The organism is Friedmanniella luteola (assembly GCF_900105065.1).
In the GTDB taxonomy this organism is placed as follows: Bacteria; Actinomycetota; Actinomycetes; order Propionibacteriales; family Propionibacteriaceae; genus Microlunatus; species Microlunatus luteolus.
Map to the genome: position 1 here is coordinate 3,980,579 of NZ_LT629749.1, position 25,627 is coordinate 4,006,205.

Below are 25,627 nucleotides of genomic sequence, written 5' to 3' on the forward strand. Positions count from 1 at the left end.
GTGCCGCGCGTTCACGGCACGGCGCACCGACGTCCCCGGGGGCAGCGACGTCCTCGGCCTGCAGGGCCCGGCTAGGTGCCCACCTTCTTGATCCCGAAGATCCAGCCGATGGAGGCGCCCGTCCACCCGGGCGGGGCGTAGGGGTTGGTCTCGTCGGGGAAGTTGGTCCAGTTCGAGCTGTTGAACTCGTAGAACTCGTTGGGCCGGTACATCAGCGGGACGACGGGGATGCCCTCGCGGTAGATCGCGTCCAGCTTCCCGTAGATCTCCTTGAGCGCGGCGTCGTCGGCCGCGGAGCCGACGGAGTCGAGCAGCGCGGGCACGTCCGGGTGCGAGAAGCGGGTGAAGTTGGCGAAGGCGGTCTTGCCGATCGGCGGGATGCCCCGGTCGTCGAGGACGTCGCGGAACCGGGTCCACGGGCTGGCGACACTGACGCCGGAGGCGTTCCAGCACGCCAGCTGGAAGTTGCCGTTCTGGATCGCCGTGGTGACCTGGGGTGCCTGCGGGAACTTGGTGGAGACGTCGATGCCGACCGCCTTGCAGGACTTGGCCACGATCTCGAGCGCGGTGTTCCAGTCGGTCCAGCCCGTCGGGGTGATCGCCTCCCAGGGTCCGAGCCGGGTGCCGTCGGGGAGGGAGTAGATGCCGTCCTCGCCCTTCGTGCAGCCCAGCTCGTTCTCCAGCAGGTCGACGGCCTTGGCCGGGTCGTGGGTCCAGCCCTGGCTGTCGACCGCCGCCTGGTCGAAGTACTTGCCCTCGGCGCCCGAGGGCAGCATGAGGCTGGCCTGCGCCGGGTCGGAGTAGTCGGACATGGCCGTGCTGGCGATGGCCGGGTAGTCGATCGCGTAGGCGATGGCGCGGCGCACCTTCGGCTCGTCCAGCCCCTTGACGGTGCCGTTGATCTCCAGCAGCGGCAGGTTGCCGGGTAGGTAGTACGGCTTGTCCTTGAGCCAGGTGCCGACGGGGGCGCCCTTCTCCCACATCTTCCAGATCTGGGCGGTGAAGGTCTGCGCGGCGTCGAGCTCACCGCTCTCCAGCTTGAGGTCGGAGGCGTTGTTGTCCTTGAAGATCGGGTGGTTGATCGTGGTCATCGCGGGCGTGCCGAAGACGGGGGTGCCCCAGTAGGAGTCGGAGCGGACCAGGTTGATCTGGGTCTGGTCGAAGCTCTCCAGGGTGAAGGGCCCGCTGCCCACCGGCTCCAGGTTCTTCTCCTTGGTCACCTCCGTGCCGAACGGCTCCCAGACGTGCTTCGGCACGATGAAGGTGCCCGCGAGGGCGTCCTTGATCGAGCCCGGGTTGTAGGGCTCGGTCTTGGCGGTGAACTTCACCGTGCGGGGGTCGACGGCCTCCACCGACTCCAGGTACTCCCAGAGGTTGGAGTAGTTGAGCGCCGTCCTCTGCGCCAGCTCGAAGGTGTAGACGACGTCGTCGGCCGTCAGCTCGGTGCCGTCGCTCCACCGGGTGCCCTCCTGCAGCGGGAGCACGAGGGAGGTCTCGTCCGGCTCCTGCAGCTCCCGCGCCAGGCCCGGCTGCAGCGAGCCGTCCAGCAGGTTGAACCGCAGCAGCGTCTCGTAGATGAGCGCCGTGTGGCCGTTGGCCGTCGGCCAGGCCGGGGTGGCGCCCAGCGGGTTGAAGTTGGTCGGCACCCCCGACTGCACGAACACGAACAGGGTGTCCCCCGACGCCCCGGGCCGACCCGAGGCGGCGGAGCCGTCCCCGCTGCTGCTGCGGGTCTGGGCGGTGCCGCAGCCGGTGAGGCCGAGCCCGAGCGAGGCGGCCGCCAGGCCCACCCCCGTCATCCCGAGGAGGCGGCGACGGCTCGGCCGGAGCGCTGACCCCCGCTCCCCCTGCTGGTCGTGCCCCGGTCCCTGGTCCATGACGACATCCCCTCGACGGTGGTGCGCGGCTGAGCGGCGCGGATCGGCAGGAGCCGACGCGACCGCGCCCAGCGTCGCGCACTTTGGTCTCATTGGTCTAGTGTCTGCACACATCGGTCCGTCGCTGACTCCGCAGATCTTGACGCCTGCAGGGTCCCGGACCGTCCGCGGCGGGGGACGCACCCGCCGGTACCGTGACCGGACGGGGCGCCGTCCGGAGCCCGTCCGGAGGTCCCCATGACCGCGCCCCACCCCCCGTGCCCCGCCCCGCCCGGCCGCGTCCGCACCGTCTCGGTCGGCACCCCCCAGACCTACACCTGGCTGGGCCGCGAGCTGGTCAGCAGCATCTTCAAGACCCCGGCGACCGGCCCGGTCGCCGTCGACGCCGAGGGCCTCACCGGCGACGAGCAGTCGGACCGGAAGAGCCACGGCGGCCGGGACAAGGCCGTCTACGCCTACGCCCGCGAGGACGAGGACTGGTGGGAGTCCGAGACGGGGCGCCCGTTCCCCGACGGCGCCTTCGGGGAGAACCTCACCACCACCGGCCTCGACCTGACGAACGCCGCGATCGGCCAGACCTGGCAGGTGGGCACGGCGGTCCTCCAGGTCACCGAGCCCCGCACCCCCTGCTGGAAGCTCGGGCTCAAGATGGACGACCCCGCGTTCCCACGCCGGGCGGCGGCGTCGCGACGGCCCGGGGTGCTGCTCCGGGTGCTGCAGGACGGGGTGCTGGCGGCGGGCGACGCCGTCGTCCTCGGCCCGGTGCCCGCGCACGGCATCACCGCGGCGGCGATCAACCGCATCTACTACGGCGAGGACCGCGACCTGTCCCCGATCTGGGACGCCCCCGAGCTGGCGGCGCACTGGCGCACCTGGGCCGGGCACCGCACGGTCTGGCACGAGGCGGACGCCGCACTGGGCCGGCTGGGCCCCGGCTGAGTGGGCGGCGGCGACCTCACTCCTCAGGTGTCAGGTCAGCAGGAACGCGGGCGGGTGCGCGGTGCGCAGCACCCGCGTGTGCAGGGCGGGCGCCAGGACGACGCCGCCCTCGGCCAGCGCGTCGAGCAGGGCCCCGACGACCGGCGAGGCGGTGCTGACGGTGACGTCCACCGCGCCGACCGCCCCCACGAGGGCCGTGGTCAGCGCCGTGCGGTAGGCGGGGTGCTCCGAGCTCAGCACCGACCCGCCCAGCACCACGGGCACCGGTCCGGGTCCGGCGTCGAGGCCGGTCTCCCGGGCGGTGACCGCGACCAGCCCGGCCAGCACGGTCGCGTGCCGGTCGACGATCCCCGCCGCCACCGGGTCGCCCGCCCCGGCCGCGAGCAGCACGCTGCGGGCGGCGCTCCAGGTGTCGCGGTCGGGCCGGGGGTGCTCGCGCCGGGTGAAGGCGTGCAGCAGGGCCGCCACGTCCGGCTCGCCGAACAGGGTCAGCAGCAGCCCCGTCAGCGCCGTCGGCGGGCCGAGCCCGGTCTCGGCGTCGACCACCGCCCGCACGCCGGCGGCGCCGAGCCCGCGGCCCGCCAGCTCGTGCTGGATCCACCAGCCCGCCGACCACTCGCGGCCGTCCGGTCCGCGGCCGGAGACGGCCGGCCCGGTGCCGGCGGTGACGGCCACGCCGACGCCCGAGGGCCGGCCGCAGCGCAGCAGCGCGTAGCCGTCGTTGCGGACGCTGAGCGAGCGCAGCCGCGGCGCCCGCGCGGCGAGCGCCGCCGTCCACAGCTCCTCGTCCTCGGGCCAGTCCACGCCGGCCAGCCGGAAGGCGGCGTGGGCCACCGCGTCGGGACCGGTCGCGGCGGCGGCGAGGGCCTGACCGACGGCGTCCAGCACGGCGTCGACGGCGCGCTCGGGCGTCGCGACGCCGTAGATGTCACCCACCCCGGCCCGCCCCCGGCCCAGCACCCGGCCGTCCGCGTCGGCGAGCAGGGCCACGGTCTTGGAGTTGCCGGCGTCGACGCCGAGGTAGCAGCGGCTCACCGCAGCAGGCGCTCCGGCAGGAAGTCCCGGTTGGCATGGGCCAGGTCGTCGTAGAGCTCCTCGGCGACGGGCAGGGTCGGCACGAAGGGGTGCGCGGCCAGCGCGCGGACGGCGTCGGCCCGGGTGCCGTCCCAGGCGGCGACGGCCGCCAGCCGCTGGTACTCGGCGAGCTGCTGGGTGATCCCGCGGACGGCGTGCGGCAGCGGCTGCTGCGGCAGCGGCGTCGCGCCGCGGCCGTCGACGGTGCACCAGACCTCGACGACGGTGTCGTCGTCGAAACCGGGCAGCACCCCGCCGGTGTTGAGCAGGTTGACCGGCAGCTCGGCCGGCGCGTCGTTGTAGAAGGCGCTCATCACGTCGATCGCCAGCTCCAGCTCGTGGATGCCGCCGCGGGAGCGGGCCGGGTCCAGGACGGGGGCGGGGCTGGCGGCCTGCTCGCGGTAGTGCTGCCAGTAGTCCTCCACGTGCTCCAGGATGACGCCGGCGCGGGTGAGCCGCCGGCCCTGGGCCTCGCGGAAGGCCTCCTGGCCGAAGTAGTAGTAGCGGAAGTAGTCGGCGGGGATGGACTGCATCGCCACCGCCAGGTGCAGCATCCGCCGGTCCCAGAGCGGCACCGCCGGGTCGTCGCGGACGCGGTCGAGGCCCTCCGCGAGCAGGGGCATCACGTCCTGGCCGTCGTAGAGGTGGGTGGTCGACCAGCAGTTGTGGTTGACCCCGGCCATCACCACGTGGGCGCGCTCGGGGTCCAGCCCGGCGGTCCGCAGGACCGACGGCCAGAAGATCATCGGCCCCTCGCACATCGACAGGATGGGCGTGCCGGTGTGGTCGAGGACCGCCTGGGAGACGACGTTGACCGGATTCGTGTAGTTGAACACCCGGGCGGCCGGCGCCACCGCGTCCAGGTCGGCGAGCAGGCCCTGGAACACCTGCACCGAGCGGAGCGCCATCATCAGCCCGCCCGGCCCCTGGGTCTCCTGGCCGATGACGCCGTGCCGCATCGGGATCAGCTCGTCCTGGACCCGCATGGCGAAGTCCCCGGGCCGGAAGCTGGTGAGGACGGCGTCGACGTCGGTGAAGCCGGCCCGGCGGTCGGTGGTGGCGCTGACGGTGAGGTCCAGGCCGGCCGCCCGGGCCATGCCCTGGGCCAGCGTCCGGACGATCTCCAGCTCCTCGGGCCGCTGGTCGACGAGCACCACCTCGGAGCCGGCGAACTCCTCGCCGTGGTCGATCAGCGAGGCCATGGTGCCGGCGGCGCGCGACGAGCCGCCGCCCAGGTAGGCGAGCTTGATCCGGGCCATGCGGCTCCTCGGGTTCGGGGCGGTGCGGGGCTGCTGGGGTGCGGGGGCTGCGGTCAGCCGACCGGGGCGGTGACGGCGGCCGCGGCGCGGCGGGCGGCGTCGTCCAGGAAGAGACGGGGCCGGGCGCAGGCCGCGAAGACGGTGGCCGGCCAGGCCGGGTCGTACCCGGTGGCGGCGCAGAGCCGGGCGGCGGCACGGCCCTTGTCCGGGCCGGAGACCAGCATCAGGACCGAGGCCGAGTGCCGGACGATCGTGTCGATGCCGACGGTGACCCCGTGTCCCGGGACCGCGTCCAGGCGGCCGCCGAAGGTGGGGAAGGTGGCCAGGTTGTCGCGGCGGGTGCTGTCGGGCAGCGACACCACCCGGGTGCGGCTGCCGGCCGGTGACCCGGGGGCGTTGAAGGCGACGTGGCCGTCCCCGGCGCCGGAGGCGAGCAGGAAGAGGTCGACGCCACCGGCCGCGGCCAGCGCGTCGTCGTAGCGGTCGGGGTGGGCCGGGTCGGGCACCCACAGCTGGTCCGGCGGCATCCCCCGGCCGCGGCCGGCGGCCCGGTTCAGGGGCGCGACGACCTCCTCGCGCCCGAACCGGATGCAGGAGTGCGGGGCGCTGTCGTCCTCGTGCTCGAGGTGTCCGCCGGGACCGGGGACGAGGTAGTCGTCCATCATCACGACGACGAGGTGACCGAGGTCCAGCCGTCGCCGGCCGACGAGCTGGGCCAGCGCCGCGTAGGTGGTGGCGGCGCTGCGGCCGCCCGGGCAGCCCAGCAGGTAGGGCCGGCCCGCCAGGCGGGATCGCTCGAGCCCGTCGGCGACGAGCTCGGCGGCCTGCCGGCCGAGGGCCTGCGGGTCGGCGAAGACGTCGGGGGCGACGCGCACGCTGATCTCCTCGGGTGGGCCGGGCAGGGTCGGGATCGGCTGCTGGGACCGCGCGGTCGCCAGGGCGTGAAGGTACCAATTAGACCAAAAGCGGGTCAAGGCACCCTCACGCGCCGGCTCGCTACCCTGAGGCCGTGCGTGAGTCAGGTGCCTCGATGCAGACGTACCGGCAGCTGGTCGACGCCCTGCGGCACGGGGTCTTCGCCCCCGGCGCCCGGCTGCCCGCCGAGCGCGTCCTCGCGGCGCGGTTCGGCGTCTCCCGGGTGACGGTGCGCAACGCCCTCCGCCGGCTGGCCGAGGAGGGCCGGCTGGAGAGCGTGCTGGGCAGCGGCTGGTTCGTCGCCCCGCAGGTGGTGGGCGAGCCGCCGAGCGTGCTGCAGACCTTCTCGGAGATGGCCCGGGCCCGGGGACTGCGGCCGACGGCGCGGGTGCTGGCGCAGCACGTCCGCCCGGCCACCCTGGGCGAGGCCGACCAGCTGGGCACGGCGCCCGCGGCCGAGGTGCTCGAGGTGGTCCGGCTGCGCGGCATGGACGAGACCGTCATCTGCCTCGACGAGAGCGTGCTGCCCCTCGCCGTCGCGGCCGGTCTGGTGGACGTCGACCTCACGGACCGGTCGCTCTACGCCGAGCTGGAGGAGCGCTGCGGGCTGCGGATCGAGCGGTCCGCCTACGCCGTCCGGGCCGAGGTCGCCGACGCCACGCTGGCCGGGCAGCTCGGCGTCGAGGTCGGCTGGCCCGTGCTGGTCGGTGCCGAGGTGGGCTACGTCGAGGGCGGCCGACCCGTCCTGCTGGGCACGACGCACTACCGCGGCGACTCCTACCGCTTCCAGGCCGACCTGTTCCGGCCCCGCTGACGCGCCCCGCGCCCCGCGCGCCACGGCTCCGGCCCGCGAGTGCTGACTTCCCGTCGCCTCGGAGCGTCGCAGGAGACGGTTGCTCAGCACTCGCGTCCGTCGTCCACAGATCTGCGGCGGGCGGGGTCGGCGGCCACGTCGGGGCCCCAGGATGGCCGGGTGGTCGAGGTGGTCCGCAGCGAGCGGCGCGGTCGTCGGTGGCTGCGCATCGCCCACGGCCTGCACGCCGACGGACCCTGGACGGCGGAGGACCGGCTGCGCGCGTGGGGGCTGGTGCTCCCGCCGTCGGCCGTCTGGACCTCCCTGACCGCAGCGCAGCTCCGGGGCTGGTGGCTGCCGGCGGCCGTGCCGCGACCGGTGTTCGCGGCCGTCGCGCGAGCTGACCGGCACCCGCAGCGCCGCGGCCTCGCCGTCCTCCGGCTCCGCGAGCCGCCGCAGGCCGAGCTGGTCCGAGGCTTCCGGGTGGCGACGGCGGCGGAGACGCTGCTGGCCGCCGCCCGTGACCTGGCCGTCCTCGACCTGGTCCCGCTCGCCGACTCCGCCCTGCGGGCGCGCGACTGCACCCTCGAGGAGCTCGCCGCCGTCGGGGCGACGGGACGACCGGGTGCCGCGGTGCTGCGTCGTGCGCTCCCCCTGCTCGACGTCCGCAGCGAGTCGGCCTGGGAGTCGGTGATGCGGGTGCTGCACGGGGTGGCCGGGATCCCGGTCGAGCCCCAGCGGGTGGTGCGCGACGCCGACGGCCGCTTCGTCGCCCGCGCCGACCTGTGGATCGTCGGCACCCGACGGCTGCACGAGGACGACGGCGAGGTGCACCGGGACCGGGCGGTGCACCGGTCGGACCTCGACCGCGACCGTCGACTGCTGGACGTCGGTCTGCAGCGCTACGGCTGGACCGCGTCGGAGGTGCTGCGCGGGGGCCCGCTCGTCGCCTCGGCCGACGCCGCGCTCGGCCGGGCCTGGGACGGCGGCCGGCTGCGCGCCTGGCGTGCGCTGGTCGACGCCTCCCGGTGGGGTGCGGGCGGTCGGGCGCGGGCAGCGGCCCGGTGGCCGGACGAGTGCTGACTTCCCGTCGCCACCGAGCCGCCCGGACGACGGGAAGTCAGCACTCGCGGCGTCAGTCGCGCGGGTGCGTCGAGGGGTCGGCGAGCAGCCGGTGCAGCTCGCGGCCCAGCGCGGCCGGGGTCGGCGCGGGGGCGGCGAAGACGACGTCGAGCTCGCTCACGCCGTCGGCGTCGATCAGGGTCAGCCGGACCCCGTCGGCGCTGACCGCCGCCACCTGGGCGGCGACCAGCTCGCCCGGATCGCGGCCGGTGACGTCGGCGGCGAGCCGGAGCAGCTCGGTGGTGTGGTCGGCGTTCAGGTGCCGGGCGACGTCGTAGCCGGCCAGCACGCCCTCCAGCGGCCGCGCCGCCTGCAGGTCGGCCACGGCCACGGGGACGGCGTCGCGCTCCCCCGGTCGGGTCACGGCCACCCGGACGAGCTCCAGCGCGACGGGCAGCCCCGACGTGCCGCAGGCCGGGCCGCAGCCGGCGTGGTCGTGGCGGTACGCCCGCAGCTCCCCCACCAGCTCGTGGGGTCGCGGCGGACGGGGCCGGCCGACCAGGGTGACCGTCGCCAGCCCGAGCCCCGGTGCCAGGGTGACGGAGACGGCGGGCCGGCCGAGCAGGTCGTCGGTGCGCTCCCGCTCGACGAGCAGCAGCGGCGTGCCGCCGGTGGCCACGAACGGCGCGACCAGCACCTCGCCGGACGGCTCGAGGCGCCAGCCGGCCGGCCCGGCGACCGCCAGCACGGTGCGGGCCAGCTCGGCCGGCGTGGGGGTGGGGGTCCGGGCCATGCGGTCTCCTCGGTCGGTCGGGCGTCGGGCGTCGGTGGTCAGTCGGACAGCTTGTAGAACCCGCTGAACCGGATGTGCTGCTTGGGGTGGCCCCCGACCACCAGATGCCGGCGGACCCCGGCCGCCAGCCCGGACTCGCCGACGGCGAGGGCGTAGGCGCCCGGGCTCGGCAGGGGTGCCCGGCGGACGTGCTCCAGGGCGGCGGCGCCGGGCAGCCCGGTCGAGCGGGCGCTGGCGGACCGGACCACCCAGGTCACCCGCACCCCCTCCGGGTGCACCAGCGGGCGGCGGTCGTCGGCCTCCGGCACCTCGAGGACGGCGTCGCCGTGCGCGTCGGCCGGCAGCGAGGCGAGGACGCCGGCCATCCCCGGCACCCCGGTCTCGTCCGCCACCAGCAGGACGCCGTCGTGGTCGGGGTGCGGGTCCCAGAGCAGGCCCTGGTCGAGCAGGCCCAGCGGGTCGCCCGGCTGCGCCGCCTCCGCCCAGCCGGCGGCCACGCCGTCGACGGTGCCGTCCGGGCCGCGGTGCACGACGAAGTCGACGTCCAGCTCGGCGGGCCCGGAGCGGAAGGCCGCGACCGTGTAGTTGCGGCACTCCGGCCGGACGCCCGGGGGCAGCGCCAGCCACTGCGGGTACCACAGCTCGGTGCCGCTGGCGGGCAGCCGGAAGGTGGTCTGGTCCGGCCGTGGGACGAACAGCCGGAACCACTGGTCGAAGCCCTGCGGCACGAACCCCGCCAGCGCCGGACCCCCGACGGTGACCCGGCGGAAGCTGGGCGAGATCGGCGTGCTGCGGAGCACCTCCAGCCGCAGCGGGGGGTGGTGCGGGCGGGCCGTGCGGCTCATCGGCGGAGCGTCTCGTCGATGCGGGGCACGAGGTTCTCCAGCGCGTACTGCTGCGCGAGCACCGTGCCCAGCGAGTAGGCCGACGCCAGGTCGCCGTCGATCACCAGCGAGCGGCCGTCGGCCACCGCGGGGACCCGCTCGAAGAACCGGTCACCGGTCAGCTCGGAGCTGTCGATGAAGATCGGGAAGGCGACGACGAGGTCGGCGTCGACGAGGTCCAGCTGCTCGGTGGAGATGGAGACGGTGAAGCCGGTCGCGCTGGTGTCCAGCGCGGCGATCTGCGGGTTCTGCACGAAGCCCAGGTCCTGCAGAAACTGCACGCGCTCGCTGCCCTCGATGTAGGCGCCCCAGCCCTCGCTGGTCTTGGTGGCGGCCGTCACCGTCTTGCCCGCCCAGTCGGGGTGGGCCGTCCGCGCGTCGGCGAACGCCCGGTCCAGGCCCTCCTGCAGCGCCGTCGCCTCGGCGGTCCGGCCGAGCGCGGTGGCCACCATCGTCAGCTGCTGCTCGCCCGTGGTCAGGTAGCTGTCCCCGCCCTCGGGCACGCCGACCGTCGGCGCGATCGCCGACAGCCGGTCGTAGCGCTTCTGGTCCCCGGAGCTCTTGGTGTCGAGGATCAGGTCGGGGTCGAGCGCGGCGATCGCCTCGTAGGAGGGCTCCAGCGTGCCGATGATCTCCGGCGCGGTGTCGTAGCGGCCGCTGGCCCACGGGCCGACGCCCTCGCCGCCGAACTGCAGCCAGTCCGACGCCCCGACCGGCTGGACGCCGAGCGCGAGCGCGGTCTCCGCGTCACCCCAGCCCAGGGCGAGCACCCGGGTGGGGGCGGCGTCGACGGTCACGTCGCCGAACTTGGTGGCCACGGTCGCCGGGAAGGCGCTGCCGCTCGCGGACGGCGCCGCCGCGGGCTGCTCGGCGTTGTCGGGGTTGGCGCAGCCGGCGAGAGCGAGGGCCAGGGCCAGGGCGGCGGCCGCGGGGGCGAGGAGCTTCACATCAACCTTCCGAGAGTTTGGTGAGGCTACCCTAACCACATCCCCGCCACTCTGTCGCCCCTCGCGTCCAGATCGACCCCGGGACCCCGGCCCCCCGGCCCTCCGACGACGGCGACCACACTGGACGCATGGAGCACCTCACCGTCGACGGTCTGGACCCGGTCAGCCGGGTCGGCCTCGGGACCTGGCAGTTCGGCTCGCGCGAGTGGGGCTACGGCGCCGCGTACGCCGGCGGCGCCGCGCGCGACATCGTCGCCCGCGCCCTCGAGCTGGGCGTCACCCTCTTCGACACCGCCGAGGTCTACGGGTTCGGCCGCAGCGAGCGCATCCTCGGCGAGGCCCTGGGTGAGCGCCGGGGGTCCGTCGTCGTGGCCAGCAAGCTGTTCCCGCTCGCGCCGTTCGCCCCGGTGGTCCGCCGCCGGGCCGCCGGCAGCGCCCGCCGGCTGCAGCTGGACCGCATCCCGCTCTACCAGGTGCACCAGGCGAACCCGGTGGTCCCGGACACGGTGACCATGCCCGCGCTCCGCCGGCTGCTGGACGCGGACCGGATCGGTGCCGTCGGCGTCTCCAACTACTCCCTGCACCGCTGGCAGCGCGCCGACGCGGCGCTGGGCCGGCCGGTGGTCAGCAACCAGGTCCAGTTCTCCCTCGCGCAACCGGGGCCGCTCACCGACCTGGTGCCCTTCGCCGAGCGCGAGGACCGGATCGTCATGGCCTACAGCCCGCTGGCGCAGGGGCTGCTGGGCGGGCGGTACGGCCCGGACCACCGACCCGGTGGCGTGCGGGCGGCCAACCCGCTGTTCGGCACCGAGAACCTGCGCCGGGTCGCCCCGCTGCTGGACCTGCTCCGCGACGTCGCGGCGACCGTCGACGCGCGACCCGCCCAGGTGGCCCTGGCCTGGCTCCTCGCGCAGCCCCGGGTGGTCGTCATCCCGGGCGCGTCGAGCGTCGAGCAGCTCGAGTCCAACGTCGCGGCCGCCGACCTCGAGCTGGGCGCCGACGCCGTCGACGCCCTCACGGCGGCGGCGCTGGCCTTCCAGCCGGCCCCGCTGGGGCGCACCCTCGTCGACGGGCTGCGGGAGCGGGTGGCGGGCTGACCCGCCCCGCCGACGGAGCCTGGTGGGCGCGACCCCCTAGCGTGAACCCATGACGTCCGCCGAGACCCTCGTCGCCTCGGTCCCGACCGCGTTCGGCGCCGACGGCCGGCTGGACAGCCAGGCGGTGCGCGAGCTGCTGCGCGACCTCGAGCCGTCCGTCGACGCGGTCCTGGTCGCCGGCTCGGCCGGGGAGTTCCCGGCCCTCACCGACGACGAGCGCCTGCTGCTGTTCGACCTGGCCCTGGACGCCCTCGGCCCCGAGCGGGTGCTCGGCCACATCGGGGCCCCCGGCCTCGCCCAGGTGCGGCACCTCGCCGAGGCCGCCGCCGGCATCGGGCTCCGGCGCTTCGTCTGCCTGACCCCCTACTTCCTGCCCGTCGACGGCGCGGCGGTGCTGGACTGGTACACCAGCGTGGCCGGCGCCATCGAGGAGGGTGAGCTGGTCGTCGCGCTCCAGCCCGAGCGCACCGGGGTCACCGTCACCCCGGGCACCGCCGCCCGGCTGGCGGCGGTCGAGGGGGTGGGTGGCCTCAGCATCGGCGGCACCGCCGCCGCCCAGGCCCCCGCCTACGCCGCTGTGCTGCGGCCCGGGCAGCGGTTGTGGTCGGCCGAGGACACCGTGCTGCCGCAGGCGCTCGTCACGGGCGGGCAGGGCATCGTGTCGGCCGCCCCCGCAGCGTTCCCGACCTTGTTCGCCCGGCTCCGGGCGGCGGTCCGGGACGGCTCCGAGACCGCCGGCCTGCAGCACCTCCTCCACGAGGCCATCGCGACCGTGGCCACCCTGCCCGGCCTGCACCTCGCGCTGGGCCTCCAGTCCGGTCACCCGTGGCGGTCCCGGATGCCCGGTCCCGTCCTGCCGATCGGCAGCCGGGAGGCGATCGCCGGTCTGCTGCGGCGCGTCGACGAGGCGACCGCCGGCCAGCCCTCCTGACCCGCTGGCCCCACCCGTCCCGGCGTCCCCGTCGGCACCTGGTCCCCGCCGGCCACCGGGTCGCCGGCACGCCGGGCCGACCCCCCTGCACCGGGCCGGGGCCAGGTCCTAGATTGATCGCTCGAACATGGAAGTTCCGGCTCCGGGAGCGGGGACGGCCCGCGCATCGGGGGCCTCGCTGGCAGGAGTCGGACCGAGCGGGAGGGACGACCACGATGTCACCGACGACGGTGGACGAGGAGAAGCCGGTCAGGAGCCTGATCCCGGTGCGGATGGACCGGATGCCCTGGTCACGGTTCCACTGGCTGGTCATCTTCGGGCTGGGGACCGCCTGGATCCTCGACGGCCTGGAGGTCCAGCTGGTGGCCTCGGCGGGCTACGCCGAGACCCTGGGGATGAGCTCGACGCAGGTCGGGCTGTCCTCGACGATCTACCTGCTCGGGCAGGTCAGCGGCGCCCTCATCTTCGGGCGCCTGACCGACACCCTGGGCCGCAAGAAGCTGTTCATCATCACCCTGCTGGTCTACCTGATCGGCTCCGGCGTGGCCGGCCTCTCCACCGAGGTCTGGTTCCTCTACATCTTCCGGTTCGTCGCCGGGATGGGCATCGGCGGTGAGTACTCCGCGATCAACTCCGCGATCGACGAGCTGATCCCCGGCAAGTACCGCGGTCGGGTGGACCTCGCGATCAATGGCACCTACTGGTTCGGCGCGATGCTGGGAGCCCTCGGCAGCTTCTACCTGCTGGACACCGACCGCTTCGACCAGGACCTGGGCTGGCGGATCGCCTTCTTCATCGGCCCGGTGCTGGGCCTGATCATCATCTACCTCCGCCGGCACATCCCCGAGAGCCCGCGCTGGATGGTGACGCACGGCCAGGGCGAGGCGGCCGAGAAGATCGTCGCGGACATCGAGGCCGACGTGCAGGCCCAGGGCAAGCAGCTGCCGCACATCGACCAGTCCGAGGGCTGGTGGATCAAGGCCCACGAGGGCGTCACGCCCAAGCAGCTGCGCTACGTGTTCTTCAAGCTCTACCCGAAGCGCACGTTCCTCGGCCTGACGCTGATGATCACGCAGTCCTTCCTCTACAACGCGATCTTCTTCACCTACTCGCTGGTGCTGCAGAACTTCTACGACAAGACGCCGTCGAGCGCCGCGCTCTACTTCTTCCCGTTCGCCGTCGGCAACCTGCTGGGCCCGCTGATCCTGGGCCGGTTCTTCGACACCGTCGGCCGGCGGAAGATGATCGGCGGCTGCTACACGTTCGCCGCCGTGGTGCTGTTCCTGTCGGCGCTGCTCTTCCAGGCCGACGTGCTGAGCGCGGGCACCCACACCGCCCTGTGGTGCCTCTCGTTCTTCTTCGCCTCGGCCGGGGCGTCGGCGGGCTACCTGACGGTCTCGGAGATCTTCCCGCTGGAGGTCCGCGGGCAGGCGATCTCCTACTTCTTCTCGATCGCGCAGCTCTTCGGCGCGCTCGGCCCGGTGATCTTCGGTGCGCTGATCGGTGAGGGCACCGACCGGGGGCCGCTGTTCTGGGGCTACGTGATGGCGTCGGTGATCATGCTCTTCGGCGGGCTGGTGGCCTTCAAGTTCGGCGTCGACGCCGAGGGCAAGGCCCTCGAGGACATCGCGCCGCCGCTGAGCAGCTACGACGAGCACGGCAACCAGCTCACCAAGCTGCCGGTGTAGGGGGCCGGTGATGAGCGAGCAGCAGGCAGAGCACCCCTACACCGTCGTCGTCGGCGTCAGCGCGACGTCGAAGTCACCGACGGCGCTGGCCTGGGCGGAGGCCCAGGCCCGGCAGAACGGCGGCCGGGTGGTCGCGGTCCGCGCCTGGCGGATGCCCAACCCGCAGGCCACCCCGTCGGGGACGCCGGCGGGGCGGATCTCCCGGGAGCAGGACGTCGAGCAGGCCGCGCAGGCCGCCCTCGCCGAGGACGTGGCGGCCGCCCTGGGCGCCGACCACGACGTGGAGCTGCGGCTCGTGCGGGGCGGCAAGTACGGCGTGCTGGTGAAGGCCGCGGCGGGCGCGGACCTGCTGGTGATCGACGCCCCGCGGCAGCTGCTGGCCGGGCCGATGTTCGCCCACCGGCTGGTCTACGCGGCGTCGTGCCCGGTGGTGGTCATGCCGCCGCGCGTCTCGGGCGAGCCGCCGTCGGCGTTCAACCGGCTGGCCAGCGCCGTCGGCCGCAGTGTCGTCACCGCGGCCGGCACGGCGGGCCGGCCGGGCTACCGGCGTCCGACCGGGCCCTGAGCCGCTGCCCCGCCGGGACCGGTCGGTCCCGGCGGGGTCACCCCCCTCGGCGAGGAGGCCGCCGGCGGCGAGCTGGGTCGACGGCCGTGACCCGACTACGCTGCTGCGGGCCGAGACGGAGGAGCCGTCGGCCCGACCGAGCACCTGAGGAGGCGATCCGGTGACCCCAGGAGCCCGTCCGGGACCGCAGACCTCCGCGGCGCCGACCGCCGCCGACGTCCGGCGCTGGCGCCAGTACCTCGCCGACGAGCGCGCCGAGGCGGCCGTCTACCGCGACCTGGCCACCCACCGGTCCGGCGAGGAGCGGGAGATCCTGCTGGCCCTGGCGGAGGCGGAGGGCCGGCACGAGGCGCACTGGCAGACCCTGCTCGGCGACCGGGCCGGCCGGCCGCGGCGACCCGACGTGCGGACGCAGGTGCTGGGCTTCCTGGCCCGCCGCTTCGGTTCGGTGTTCGTCCTCGCCCTCGCCCAGCGCGCGGAGGCCCGCTCCCCCTACGACGCCGACGACGACGCGACCGCGGCGATGGCCGCCGACGAGCGGATCCACGAGGAGGTCGTCCGAGGGCTGGCCGCCCGCGGCCGGAACCGGCTCTCCGGTACCTTCCGGGCGGCCGTCTTCGGCGCCAACGACGGGCTGGTCAGCAACCTGTCCCTGGTGCTGGGGGTGAGCGCGAGCGGCGTCGCCACGAGCGTCGTGCTCCTCACCGGTCTGGCGGGCCTGCTGGCCGGGGCGCTCTCGATGGGGGCCGGGGAGTACGTGTCGGTCCGCTCGCAGCGCGAGCTGCTGGAGGCGTCCACGCCCGACCCCCAGGCCGGCACGGCGCTCCCCCACCTCGACCTCGACGGCAACGAGCTGGCCCTGGTCTACCGCGCGCGCGGGATGGGTCCGGAGGAGGCCGAGGCGCACGCCGCCGAGGTGCTCGGCCGGCCCGTCCCCGACGTCGCCGACGCACCCGCCCTCGCCGAGGTGGACGAGCACGAGGCCATCGGCACCGGCCTGGGCGCCGCCCTGTCGAGCTTCTGCTTCTTCGCCTCCGGCGCCGTCATCCCCGTGCTGCCCTACCTCGTGGGGCTGACCGGGCTGACCGCCGTCGTCGTCGCGTCGGTGCTGGTGGGGGCGGCCCTGCTGGCCACGGGGGCCGCCGTCGGCCTGCTGTCCGGGGCGCCCCCGCTCCGGCGCGGGCTGCGGCAGCTGGCGATCGGCTACGGCGCCGCCGCCGTCACCTACCTGCTCGGTCTGCTGCTGGGGACCGGCGCGGTCTGACGTCGCGGCAGCGACGTGGCAGGGTGGGCCCAGGAGGTGGCCATGGACGAGCCGGACCAGGCGCACGTGCTGCAGCAGCTCGCCCGGGTGGTGGCCGCCGCCGAGCCCGACGCCCCGCTGTCGCTGCGGCTCTGCGCCGCCTGCACCTCCATCCTCGGTCTCCAGGGCGGTGCGGTGACGCTCGCCTACGAGGACCCGGGACGCACGACGCTCTGCGTCACCGACGAGCGCGCCGCGCAGGTCGAGGACCTGCAGGAGATCCTCGGCGAGGGGCCCAGCTACGCCGCCGCCCGGGAGAACCGGATGGTCGCGGTCACCGTCGACGGCGAGCCGGACCCCCGGTGGCCGCTGTTCACCGCGGCCGTGCAGCAGGCGCTGGGCGGTCCGTGCACCGTCGTCGCCGTGCCCATCAGCCCCGGCGACCGGCCGATCGGCGTCGCGACCTTCTACCGCCGCCGCGTCGACACCAGCCTGCCGCTGCCGGGGCCCACCGTCCGGCTGCTCGTCGACGCGGTCGGGGTGGCGCTGACCCAGACCGACGCCGAGGACGACGTGCTGCAGCAGCAGGCCGGGTCCTGGGTGGACCGGGCGCGCATCAACCAGGCGGTCGGGATGGTGATGGCGCAGCTGCGGATGCGACCCGACGACGCCCTCGCCCTGCTCCGCGCCCACGCCTACGCCCACCAGGCCTCGCTGGGCCAGATCGCCGGCGAGGTGGTGGAGCGCCGCCTCGACTTCAAGGGAGGCGACGCCGAGCGGCCGGCGGAGCGCCCGGACGGCCGGGAGGAGCGGTGACCGCGCAGACGCTCGCCGAGGCCTACGCGGACGCGGCGCGGCGGCTGGCGGGCCGGACCGACGTCCTGGGCAACGTCGTCGCCCTGCTGGTCGACGCCGCCGCCCTGCTCGGTGGCCAGGCGGCCGGCCTGCTGGTGCGGCGCCCCGACAACACCCTGGAGCTGGTGGCGAGCACCTCGCACCGGCCGGCCGAGCTCGACCTCTACCAGCGTCAGCAGCGCTGGGGGCCGTGCGTGCAGGCCGTCCGGACCGGCCGCGTGGTGGTGGCCGGCGCGCACGAGCTGGGCGAGCGGTGGAACGGCATCGGCGTGGCGGTGCTGGACGCCGGCTTCTGCCGGCTGGAGGCCTTCCCCGTCTTCTGGCACGACGACGTCCTCGGAGCGCTGACCGTCCTCCACGCCGAGGACCGGCCGCTGGACCCGGACGCCGAGGAGACCGGCGCCACCTTCGCGACCATGGCGTCCCTCGCGCTGGCGCGGCCCGCCGAGCAGTCCACCAGCAGCGTCGAGCAGCTGGTGCTGCAGGCCCTGGAGAGCCGGGTGGTGGTCGAGCAGGCCAAGGGCGTCCTCGCCTACGACTGGGGGGTCGACACCCCGGCGGCCTACGCCCTGCTGGTGCGGGCGGCGTCGGACCAGGACCGGCCGCTGACGGAGGTGGCCGCGCGCATCGTGGCCGACGCCAGCCGCCGGGACCGCGACCTCGGGGGGTAGGCGCGGGCCGGCCCGGGGCCGCTCAGACCTGCGCCCGGCCCTGCCGGACCACGCGCTCCCAGCCCGGCCCGCGGTCCAGCAGGACCGAGAGGGCGATCATGCCGGCGGCCAGCACGAAGTGCAGCACGTTGTCGGCGTCGTCGAGCGGCACGAGGTTCGCCTTCGACTCGTAGTCCACCACCACGCCGTAGAAGAACAGCAGGGCGTAGACGAAGCCGCCGTAGAGCAGGTAGTTGCGGGCGCGCAGCGCGGTCCGCGCCAGCAGGAGCCCGGCGACGCCGAAGCCCAGGTGCAGCACGTTGTGCAGCACCGACACCTGGAACAGCCCGAGCAGCTGGGCCTCGGAGTGGTGGCCGGCGAGCGCGAGCCGGCTGTAGTCGGTGGTCACCCCGGGGACGAAGCCGAGCACGCCCACCAGCAGGAACACGACCCCCACCACCACGGCGCCCTTCTGGACGGCGGACCGGCCCTGCTGCTGGTCGTCGACGGTGTGGCTCATGGGGTCCCTCCGGTGCACGGCGTCGCCCCGCTCGTGCGGCGCGTCGCCTGCTCCCCTACCCAGGACCGGCCGGACCGCACCGGCGGACGCCGCAGACCGGCCGCGGGCGGGCGCCCGGGCCCTGCAGCGGGCTCAGCCCAGCGCGGCCGCCTCGACGATCTCGCCCACCTCGAGGGCGCCGCTGGTCAGCCGGGACGCCACGTCGTCGAGGCTGGTGCCGTGCCCGTAGGCGTAGGCACGCAGCAGGGCGAGGGCGTCGGCGTTCTCCATCGGCGTGGCGACCAGCACGACGCCCACCGCCGCCCACACCTCCATCCGGGCGTGCACGAGGTCGCTGTTCAACCACACCGGCATGGTGATGCCGGCCGCGTCCTCGCCCACCGGCGATCCGGCGAGGACGGCCGCCACCGGGTTGGCGACGCTGGCGGCCAGCTCGAACAGCAGCCGGGTGCCCATCGGCTCGGGTGCGGTCAGGTAGAGGTCCATGGCCCCGAGCCGCTGGGTCCCGCGCGGCGGGATCAACGGCAGCGAGGCGACCGAGCGGTAGGGGGTCCGGGTGAGGAACTCGGCGCCGAAGACGGGCCACCGCTCCTGGATGGCGTCCTCCCCGACCGCCAGCGGCAGCGGGGTCTTGACCGCGTCGAGGCACGGACCCTCGCCCAGGGTCGTCTGCAGCCGCTCGGCCAGGGCGGCCATCGGGTCGCTGGCACCCAGCGGGACGCGCAGGTCCTGGAGGACGCTGATGCCCGCCCCCTGGACGGGCAGCACCGCCACGCAGGCCTCGGACAGCAGCTTCGGCAGCAGCTCCCCGTCGTCCCGGGAGGCGTCGAAGGCCGCGACCACCGCGGCCCGGTACCGCTCGGCGATATCCATGGGTCCTGCTCCTCACGTCGTCGTCCGGCACTGACGGGGAGGGATACCCGGCCCGGTGGGGGCAAAACGCGCTCACCGGGCCGGGCGGGACCGGTCAGCCGCGGATGAACGCCAGCAGGTCGGCGTCGAAGGCCGCCTGGTAGGGGCCGGCGATGCCGTGCGGGGCGCCCGGGTAGACCTTGAGCGTCGCGTCCGGCACCAGGTCGGCCGACTTGAGCGCCGCCGCCGCGATCGGCACGATCTGGTCGTCGTCACCGTGCGCGATGAAGGTGGGCACCGTCAGCGCCTGCAGGTCGCTGGTGAAGTCGGTCTCGGAGAAGGCCTTGACGCAGTCGTACGCCGCGGCGAGGCCGACCTGCATGCCCTGGCGCCAGAACTGGTCCCGCTGGCCCTGGGAGATGGTCGAGCCCTCCCGGTTGGTGCCGAAGAACGCGGCCGAGAGCTCCTGGTAGAAGCCCGAGCGGTCGGCCAGCACCCCGGCCCGGATGCCGTCGAAGACCTCGAGGGGCGTGCCCTCGGGGTTGCTGTCCGACTTCACCATGACGGGCGGGACGGCGCCGGCGGTGACGACCTTGGCCACCCGGTCGCCGCCGTGCCGGGCCGCGTAGCGGACGACCTCGCCGCCGCCGGTGGAGTGACCGACGAGGACGAGGTCGCGCAGGTCCAGCGCCTCGACCAGGGCGGCCAGGTCCGCGGCGTAGGTGTCCATGTCGTGGCCCGACCAGGTCTGGGACGAGCGCCCGTGGCCGCGGCGGTCGTGGGCGATGGCGCGGAAGCCGTGGTCGGCGACGAGCTTCATCTCGACGTCCCAGGCGTCGCCGTTCAGCGGCCACCCGTGGCTGAACAGCACCGGCTGGCCCGAGCCCCAGTCCTTGTAGAAGATCTGGGCGCCGTCGGCGGTGGTGATGTGGGGCATGGAGGTCCTCCTCGTGCAGGTGCCCCGGGGACGGTCCCCGGGACGGGTGGTGCGGCGGCACTGCCGCGGGGGTCGTTCACGCCGGCCAGGCCGGGCGGGTCAGGGCGGCCAGCGGGTCCGGCCGGGGGCGCGACGGGTCGGTCAGCACGTCGTCGGCCAGCGTGGAGGTGCGCGTCGGCGGCCGGTCCCGCACCCCGGCGACGAGCAGGGCGGCGTACCGCTCACCGAAGTCGCGCCGGGGGTGGGCGGTGAGGAGAGCGCGCAGCAGCTCGGGCTCGACGTCGGCCAGGCCGTCACCCCACAGGTCGGCGTCGACCCCGGCGGCGACGAGCGCGACCTCGGGCTCGAGCCCCGCCGGCACCTCGGGCGTCGTGTGCAGGGCGACCGCCAGCCACCCGGTGCGCACGTCGGCGTGGCCCCGGCCGGCGTCCAGCAGCAGCCGGGCCGCCAGGTCCGCGCCGTCCAGCTCGAAGCGCCGGCCGGGGGTGCGGTGGGCGGGCACCAGGCCGAGGGCGTGCACCAGGGCGGCCACGTACAGCAGCTCCGGGTCGGCCACCTGGCCGTGCCGTCGCCCCCGCAGCGTGCCCAGCACGAAGACCCGGCGACCGTGGTGGAACAGCGCCGCGTCGCCGGTGCCGCGCACCAGGGCGTCGGCCGCCGCCGCGACCGGCGCGTCCGGCAGCCGCACGCCGGCGATCCACTCCACGTGCGTCCTCCCCCGGTTCGCGCCAGAATGGCCGGCGGGGCCCCGTCGGCGGGCCCTGGTGCCGATCCAACGCCGGTTCGCATGTCGCCACCAGGAACAACGGCACGCACAACTAGCTCCCCCCGGGGCTGCGTGCCGGTCGGACGATGGGTCGGAGGTCGGGTGGGGCAGGTCGACGAGCTGGGCCCCCTGCTGCGCCGGCTGCGCCGGACCCGCGGCTGGACCCTGGAGGAGCTGGCCGAGCGGTCGGGCGTCAGCGACCGGGCCCTCAGCAACCTGGAGCGCGGCCGCAGCCTCGGCCCGCAGGCCCGCACGGTGGAGGCCCTGGCCGACGCCCTCCACCTGGGCGCCGAGGAGCGCGACCGCCTCAGCGCGGCGGCGGCCGCGGGGCGCCCACGGTCGGGTGCCGTCCCCGCGCCGCTGGACGGGCTGCCGCCGGACGTGCCCGACTTCACCGGCCGGGCCCGGGAGCTGGCGACGGTGGCCGCCCTGCTCGAGGGTCGCGACGACCTCGGCCACCCGCACGTCGTCGTGGTGTCCGGCACCGCCGGCCAGGGCAAGACCAGCTTCGCCGTGCACGCCGCGCACCGGCTGGCCGGCCGGTTCCCCGACGGGCGGTTGTTCCTCGGCCTCCGCGGGCTCGACCCCGACCCGGTCAGCCCGGAGCAGGCCCTCGTCCGTCTGCTGCGCGGCCTCGGCGTGCCGGAACGCCGCATCCCGGTCAGCGCGGAGGAGAAGGCGCAGCTGTTCCAGCGGACGGTCGCCGACCGGGCCGTCCTCCTCGTCCTCGACAACGCCGCCTACGAGGCGCAGGTGCGGGCCCTGCTGCCCACCTCGGGTGCCAGCTTCGCCCTGGTCACCAGCCGGCGGGCGTTGACGGGCGTCGAGCACGCGGAGCGGCTCGTCCTCGGCTCGCTGGAGCCGGTCGACGCCGGCGCGCTGCTGGCCGGCATCGCCGGTCCCCGGCCGGGGTCGGACGAGCTGGCCGCCCTGGCGGAGGTGGCCCGGCTCTGCGGCGGGATGCCGCTGGCGCTGCGGATCGCGGGGAACCGGCTGCGGAGCCGGCCCGGCTGGACGGCGGCGACCTTCGCCCGCCGGCTCGCCGACGAGGACTCCCGGCTGCAGCGGCTGACCGCGGGCGACCTGGGCGTCGAGGGCGCCTTCATGACCTCCTACGACCAGCTGTCACCGCAGGCCCGGCAGACGTTCCGGCTGCTGGCCCTCGTGCCCGGCCCCGACTTCTCGGCAGGCGTCGCCGCCGCCGTCACCGACCTGGACCTCGGCACGGTCGAGCCCGTCCTCGACGAGCTGCTGGAGCTGGGCCTGCTGCACCCGGTGGCGGCGGACCGGTACGGCTTCCACGACCTGCTGCACCTGTACGCCCGCGTCCGGCTGCAGGCCGAGACGTCCGCCGTCGAGCGGGCCGACGCCGGGAGCCGGCTCACCGCCTGGCTGCTCCGCACCGCCGTCGACGCAGGGCGCTGGTTCGAGCCGTCCTGGGCGGCCGCCCCACCCCGACCGGACCCCCGGGCCCCGCTCCCCGACGCCACCGCGGCGCAGGGCTGGCTGGAGTCCGAGGGCGTCAACTGGCTCCCGGCCCTGCGCACCGCGGCCGCGGCGGGCGACCACGCGCGGGTCGTCGAGGTCGCCGAGGCCATGCACTGGTTCTCCGACCGCTGGGTGTTCTGGGGGCACTGGGACGAGGTCTTCACCCTGTCGCTGGTCGCGGCCCGCGGCCTGGGCGACCCGCACCTGGAGGTCGTGCACCTGAACTACCTGGCCTGGGCGCAGTCGGTGTGCCTGGGCCGGCACGAGCTCAGCCTCACGACGTCGGCCGAGGCCGCGGCCCTGGCCCGGCGGACCGGCGACGACGGCCAGGCCGGCTGGGCCCTGACCTACGCCGCCTTCGCCGCGTCCCGGCTGGCGGACCCGGCCGCCGTGCTGGCCCGGGTGACCGAGGCCGGGCCGCTGTTCGCCGCAGCCGGGGACCGCGAGGGGGCCAGCCAGGCCCGGCTGCTGGCCGCCACCGCCCTGCTCGACCTCGGACGGCCCGCCGCCGCCGCGGCGGCGGCGCAGGAGCTGCTGGTCGCGCTGACCGATCCCGGGCAGGCGCCCGCGGACCCCGTGGCCACCTCCACCGCCGTCCAGGTGCACCGGCTGCTGGGCCGGCTGCACGAGCAGGCCGGCCGACCGGCGGTGGCGGCGGCCGCCTACCGCGCGGCGCTCGCCCAACCGGCGGACGCGATCAGCCGCTGGGTCGAGGGACTGCTGCGGCTGGCGCTCGGCCGGGTGCTGCCCGCCGCCGGTGACGTCGAGGGCGGCCGCTCCGAGCTGCTCCGGGCGCACGCCCTGTTCACCGACGTCGGCAGTCCCGAGCGGGTGGCCGAGGCCGAACGGCTGCTGGCCGACGAACCTGCTCCCCCGCCGCCGTCACCGGCCCGGCCCGTCGCCGGGTCGGCTCAGCTGGGCCAGACCGCTGTCAGCCCGCCGTCGACGGTCAGCGCCTGCCCGGTGACGTAGCGGGCGGCGTCGGAGAGCAGGAACGTGACGACGTCCGCGACGTCGTCGGGCTGTCCGACCCGGCCGAGCGGGATGGCGCGGGCGGAGTCCACCAGCCCCTGCGCGCCGCCGGAGTTCACCGGGTCGAGGGACTGCGGCGACTCGATGACCCCCGGCAGCACCGCGTTCACCCGCACGCCGCGCGGGCCCAGCTCGAGGGCGGCGCTGCGCACGAACCCGAGCAGCCCCGCCTTGGCGGCGGAGTAGGGTGTGTGGCCGGCCCAGCCCAGCGCCGCGCCCGCGATGCTGGAGACCACGACCACCGAACCTCCCGGGCCGAGCACCGGGACCGCCGCCCGGACGGTGCGCATCACGCCGGTGAGGTCGATGTCGAGGATCCGGTGCCAGTCCTCGTCGCTGACGTCGACGAGGGCCGCCCGCTTGAGGACGCCGGCGTTGGCCAGCACGCCGTCCAGGCCGCCGAGCTCCGCCACCGTCGCGCCGACCGCGGCGACCAGCTCGGCGCTGTCCCGGACGTCGGCCGGGACGGCGAGCGCGCGGCCGCCGCCGGCCTCGATCTCGGCGACCACGGCCGCGGCGTCGTAGGGGTCGCCGGCGAAGGTGCCGACGGCGACGGCCCAGCCGGCCGCCGCGGCCCGGAGCGCGCTCGCCCGGCCGATCCCGCTGGCGCCGCCGGTGACGAGCAGCACGCTCACAGCATCACGTCCCCGCTGTTCGGACCGAGCGTCTGCCCGGTGTAGAGGTTGCCGCCCGGGACGCTGGCGAGCAGCACGGCGGTGGGCGCCACCTCGTCCGGTCGCCCCTGCCGCCCGAGGGGCAGCCCGGCCATCAGGCTCTGCGTCCACGCCGGGGACAGCGAGCCGCCACCCAGCGGCGTGTCGACGGGACCGGGGGCGATGCAGTTGGCCGTCACCCCGCTGCCCCCCAGCTCGCGGGCCAGGGACTTGGTGAACCCGATGACGCCGGCCTTGGCCGCCGCGTAGTGCGCCAGGCCCGCCCCGCCCCGCTGGCCCACCTGGGAGGCGATGGTGATGACGCGGCCGAACCCGGCGTCGACCATCGGGCCGACGGCCTCCCGGCAGCAGAGGAAGACGCTGCGCAGGTTGACCGCGACCATCTCGTCGAACAGCGCCGTCGGCATGGTGGCCACGGGGCTCTCGGTGAGGATGCCCGCGTTGTTGACCAGGGTGTCGACCGGACCCAGCGCGGCCCGGGCGTCCCCGAACATCCGGCGGACGTCGTCCTCGACGGCGACGTCGGCCCGGACGGCGACCACGTCCACGCCGTGCTCCGCGCAGCGGTCCCGCACGGCGTCCAGCCCCGGACCCTGGGCCCGGTCCACCAGGGCCAGCGACGCGCCCGCCTCGGCGAAGGCCAGCGCGACGGCGGCCCCGATGCCGCTCGCCGCGCCGGTGACCAGCGCCGTCCGCCCTGCCAGGACAGGAGATCCCATGATCATCGGCCCGGTCAGGGCTGCAGCAGGACCTTGATCGCCCGGCGCTCGTCCATCGCCGTGTACCCGTCGGCCACCTCCGCCAGCGGCAGGGTCAGGTCGAACACCCGGCCCGGGTCGATGGCGCCGGACAGGACGTCGGGCAGCAGCTCCGGGATGTAGGCCCGCGCGGGAGCGACGCCGCCGGCGACGTTGATGTTGCCGCCGAACATCAGCCGGATGGGCAGCTCGGCACCGCCGCTGGGCACGCCGACGTAGCCGACGTGCCCGCCCGGGCGGACCGAGCGCAGCGCCTGGTCCATCGACTCCTTGGTGCCGACGCACTCCAGCACGCAGTCGGGGCCGACGCCGTCGAAGAGGGCGTGGACGGCCTCGACGCCGGCGTCGCCGCGCTCCTCGAGGACGGTGTCCGCGCCGAACTCCCGGCCCAGGGCCTGCCGGTCGGGGTGCCGGCTGAACAGCACGACACGCTCGGCCCCCAGTCGCTTGGCGGCCAGCACCCCGCACAGGCCGACGGCGCCGTCGCCGACCACGGCGACGGTCCTGCCGGGCCCGACGCCGGCGGAGACGGCGGCGTGGTGGCCGGTGCTCATGACGTCCGAGAGCGTCAGCAGCGAGGGGATCAGCGCGTCCGGCGGCATCTCGTCGGTGCCGACGAGGGTGCCGTCGGCCCAGGGCACCCGGATGCGGGCGCTCTGCCCGCCGGGCACGGCCAGCCCGTCCTGGTCGTCGGCGCCCCACGAGGCCCCGTGCAGGCAGGAGGTCTGGACGCCGTTGCGGCAGTTGACGCAGGTGCCGTCGCTGACGACGAACGGGGCGATGACGAACTGCCCGACGCGGAGGTCACGGACCTCGTCGCCGACCTCCTCGACGACGCCGACGAACTCGTGGCCGATCGGGTGGGTCTTCTTGGTCTCCTGCACCCCCCGGTAGGGCCAGAGGTCGGAACCGCAGATGCAGGAGGCGACGACGCGGACGACGGCGTCGGTCGGCTTCTCGACGCGGGGGTCGGCGACCTCGGTGGCGCGGATGTCGCGGGGGCCGTGGATGAGCGTGGCGAGCACGGG

Annotated in this window: 25 protein-coding genes; 11 read left to right on the forward strand and 14 right to left on the reverse strand. The window is 75.5% G+C overall.

All coding sequences use genetic code 11. The features are described 5' to 3' along the window. Positions 1 to 71 precede the first annotated feature (71 nt). Positions 72 to 1,877 carry an ABC transporter substrate-binding protein gene (locus tag BLT72_RS18660; RefSeq protein WP_231930151.1) on the reverse strand — a complete coding sequence of 602 codons (1,806 nt, stop codon included), beginning with the start codon at positions 1,875 to 1,877 and terminating at the stop codon, positions 72 to 74. 237 nt (positions 1,878 to 2,114) lie between these two features. Here BLT72_RS18660 and BLT72_RS18665 point away from each other — a divergent pair, with 237 nt between their 5' ends. Beyond that, a complete protein-coding gene (locus BLT72_RS18665) occupies positions 2,115 to 2,816 on the forward strand; it encodes an MOSC domain-containing protein (protein WP_091414751.1) in 702 nt (233 codons plus the stop codon). Positions 2,817 to 2,846: 30 nt separating this feature from the next. Here the strand turns inward: BLT72_RS18665 and BLT72_RS18670 are convergent, their stop codons facing one another. Genes BLT72_RS18670 through BLT72_RS18680 form a run of 3 tightly spaced genes read right to left on the reverse strand, consistent with a single transcriptional unit; the run spans position 2,847 to position 6,024 of the window. Further along, positions 2,847 to 3,851: an N-acetylglucosamine kinase gene (locus BLT72_RS18670; protein WP_091414753.1), complete on the reverse strand. Its 1,005-nt coding sequence runs from the start codon at positions 3,849 to 3,851 to the stop codon at positions 2,847 to 2,849. After that, on the reverse strand, positions 3,848 to 5,149 hold the full coding sequence (locus BLT72_RS18675; protein WP_091414755.1) for a family 4 glycosyl hydrolase: 1,302 nt from the start codon (positions 5,147 to 5,149) through the stop codon (positions 3,848 to 3,850). The genes BLT72_RS18670 and BLT72_RS18675 overlap by 4 nt, the downstream gene beginning before the upstream one ends. A 53-nt stretch (positions 5,150 to 5,202) precedes the next feature. Then, on the reverse strand, positions 5,203 to 6,024 hold the full coding sequence (locus tag BLT72_RS18680; protein WP_091414757.1) for a 6-phosphogluconolactonase: 822 nt from the start codon (positions 6,022 to 6,024) through the stop codon (positions 5,203 to 5,205). Between the two features lie 134 nt (positions 6,025 to 6,158). Between BLT72_RS18680 and BLT72_RS18685 the strand changes: the two genes are divergently transcribed. Together BLT72_RS18685 and BLT72_RS18690 are read left to right on the forward strand one after the other, a co-directional pair. Next, positions 6,159 to 6,878 (forward strand): GntR family transcriptional regulator, encoded by a 720-nt coding sequence (locus BLT72_RS18685; RefSeq protein WP_231930152.1) that lies wholly within the window; start codon positions 6,159 to 6,161, stop codon positions 6,876 to 6,878. A gap of 159 nt (positions 6,879 to 7,037) precedes the next feature. Beyond that, positions 7,038 to 7,940 (forward strand): hypothetical protein, encoded by a 903-nt coding sequence (locus BLT72_RS18690; protein ID WP_091414761.1) that lies wholly within the window; start codon positions 7,038 to 7,040, stop codon positions 7,938 to 7,940. A 52-nt stretch (positions 7,941 to 7,992) separates the two neighbouring features. Here BLT72_RS18690 and BLT72_RS18695 read toward each other — a convergent pair whose 3' ends face one another. Genes BLT72_RS18695 through BLT72_RS18705 form a run of 3 tightly spaced genes read right to left on the reverse strand, consistent with a single transcriptional unit; the run spans position 7,993 to position 10,543 of the window. Next, positions 7,993 to 8,712, reverse strand: a complete 720-nt coding sequence (locus tag BLT72_RS18695) for a DUF2470 domain-containing protein (RefSeq protein ID WP_091414764.1) — start codon at positions 8,710 to 8,712, stop codon at positions 7,993 to 7,995. Between the two features lie 38 nt (positions 8,713 to 8,750). Next, positions 8,751 to 9,557: a siderophore-interacting protein gene (locus BLT72_RS18700; protein WP_091414766.1), complete on the reverse strand. Its 807-nt coding sequence runs from the start codon at positions 9,555 to 9,557 to the stop codon at positions 8,751 to 8,753. Next, entirely contained in the window at positions 9,554 to 10,543 is a 990-nt protein-coding gene (locus BLT72_RS18705; RefSeq protein WP_091414767.1) for an iron-siderophore ABC transporter substrate-binding protein, read from the reverse strand. The genes BLT72_RS18700 and BLT72_RS18705 overlap by 4 nt, the downstream gene beginning before the upstream one ends. 128 nt (positions 10,544 to 10,671) lie before the next feature. Here BLT72_RS18705 and BLT72_RS18710 point away from each other — a divergent pair, with 128 nt between their 5' ends. From BLT72_RS18710 to BLT72_RS18740, 7 genes are all read left to right on the forward strand, one after another. Then, a complete protein-coding gene (locus tag BLT72_RS18710) occupies positions 10,672 to 11,640 on the forward strand; it encodes an aldo/keto reductase (protein WP_091414769.1) in 969 nt (322 codons plus the stop codon). A 49-nt stretch (positions 11,641 to 11,689) separates the two neighbouring features. Beyond that, positions 11,690 to 12,571 (forward strand): dihydrodipicolinate synthase family protein, encoded by an 882-nt coding sequence (locus BLT72_RS18715; RefSeq protein ID WP_091414771.1) that lies wholly within the window; start codon positions 11,690 to 11,692, stop codon positions 12,569 to 12,571. 215 nt (positions 12,572 to 12,786) lie between these two features. After that, on the forward strand, positions 12,787 to 14,259 hold the full coding sequence (locus BLT72_RS18720; protein ID WP_091414772.1) for an MFS transporter: 1,473 nt from the start codon (positions 12,787 to 12,789) through the stop codon (positions 14,257 to 14,259). A 10-nt stretch (positions 14,260 to 14,269) separates the two neighbouring features. After that, a complete protein-coding gene (locus BLT72_RS18725; RefSeq protein WP_091414774.1) occupies positions 14,270 to 14,824 on the forward strand; it encodes a universal stress protein in 555 nt (184 codons plus the stop codon). A gap of 160 nt (positions 14,825 to 14,984) precedes the next feature. Then, complete coding sequence (locus tag BLT72_RS18730; RefSeq protein WP_091414776.1) at positions 14,985 to 16,088, forward strand: VIT1/CCC1 transporter family protein; 1,104 nt, start codon at positions 14,985 to 14,987, stop codon at positions 16,086 to 16,088. A 42-nt stretch (positions 16,089 to 16,130) separates the two neighbouring features. Further along, positions 16,131 to 16,883: a GAF and ANTAR domain-containing protein gene (locus BLT72_RS18735; RefSeq protein WP_091414777.1), complete on the forward strand. Its 753-nt coding sequence runs from the start codon at positions 16,131 to 16,133 to the stop codon at positions 16,881 to 16,883. Continuing rightward, the gene (locus BLT72_RS18740) at positions 16,880 to 17,593 is read left to right on the forward strand and encodes a GAF and ANTAR domain-containing protein (RefSeq protein ID WP_091414778.1); all 714 of its coding nucleotides are present in this window, start codon (positions 16,880 to 16,882) and stop codon (positions 17,591 to 17,593) included. The genes BLT72_RS18735 and BLT72_RS18740 overlap by 4 nt, the downstream gene beginning before the upstream one ends. 22 nt (positions 17,594 to 17,615) lie before the next feature. Here the strand turns inward: BLT72_RS18740 and BLT72_RS18745 are convergent, their stop codons facing one another. The 4 genes from BLT72_RS18745 to BLT72_RS18760 form a co-directional block, all read right to left on the reverse strand. After that, positions 17,616 to 18,092, reverse strand: coding sequence for a DUF4383 domain-containing protein (locus tag BLT72_RS18745; protein WP_091414779.1), 477 nt, complete (start codon positions 18,090 to 18,092; stop codon positions 17,616 to 17,618). A gap of 132 nt (positions 18,093 to 18,224) precedes the next feature. After that, a complete protein-coding gene (locus tag BLT72_RS18750; protein ID WP_091414781.1) occupies positions 18,225 to 18,965 on the reverse strand; it encodes a GAF domain-containing protein in 741 nt (246 codons plus the stop codon). A gap of 94 nt (positions 18,966 to 19,059) precedes the next feature. Continuing rightward, entirely contained in the window at positions 19,060 to 19,881 is an 822-nt protein-coding gene (locus tag BLT72_RS18755; protein ID WP_091414782.1) for an alpha/beta fold hydrolase, read from the reverse strand. 76 nt (positions 19,882 to 19,957) lie between these two features. Beyond that, positions 19,958 to 20,587, reverse strand: coding sequence for an HD domain-containing protein (locus tag BLT72_RS18760; protein WP_091414783.1), 630 nt, complete (start codon positions 20,585 to 20,587; stop codon positions 19,958 to 19,960). 162 nt (positions 20,588 to 20,749) lie between these two features. Here BLT72_RS18760 and BLT72_RS18765 point away from each other — a divergent pair, with 162 nt between their 5' ends. After that, positions 20,750 to 23,107 (forward strand): ATP-binding protein, encoded by a 2,358-nt coding sequence (locus BLT72_RS18765; protein ID WP_172826117.1) that lies wholly within the window; start codon positions 20,750 to 20,752, stop codon positions 23,105 to 23,107. Here the strand turns inward: BLT72_RS18765 and BLT72_RS18770 are convergent. The 3 genes from BLT72_RS18770 to BLT72_RS18780 are packed head-to-tail and all read right to left on the reverse strand — an operon-like array spanning position 23,047 to position 25,624. Beyond that, on the reverse strand, positions 23,047 to 23,796 hold the full coding sequence (locus BLT72_RS18770) for an SDR family NAD(P)-dependent oxidoreductase (protein ID WP_197677091.1): 750 nt from the start codon (positions 23,794 to 23,796) through the stop codon (positions 23,047 to 23,049). The two genes, BLT72_RS18765 and BLT72_RS18770, sit on opposite strands and share 61 nt — an antisense overlap. A 2-nt stretch (positions 23,797 to 23,798) precedes the next feature. Continuing rightward, positions 23,799 to 24,560: an SDR family NAD(P)-dependent oxidoreductase gene (locus BLT72_RS18775; RefSeq protein ID WP_091414787.1), complete on the reverse strand. Its 762-nt coding sequence runs from the start codon at positions 24,558 to 24,560 to the stop codon at positions 23,799 to 23,801. 14 nt (positions 24,561 to 24,574) lie between these two features. After that, a complete protein-coding gene (locus tag BLT72_RS18780) occupies positions 24,575 to 25,624 on the reverse strand; it encodes a zinc-dependent alcohol dehydrogenase family protein (RefSeq protein WP_091414788.1) in 1,050 nt (349 codons plus the stop codon). Positions 25,625 to 25,627: the final 3 nt, after the last annotated feature.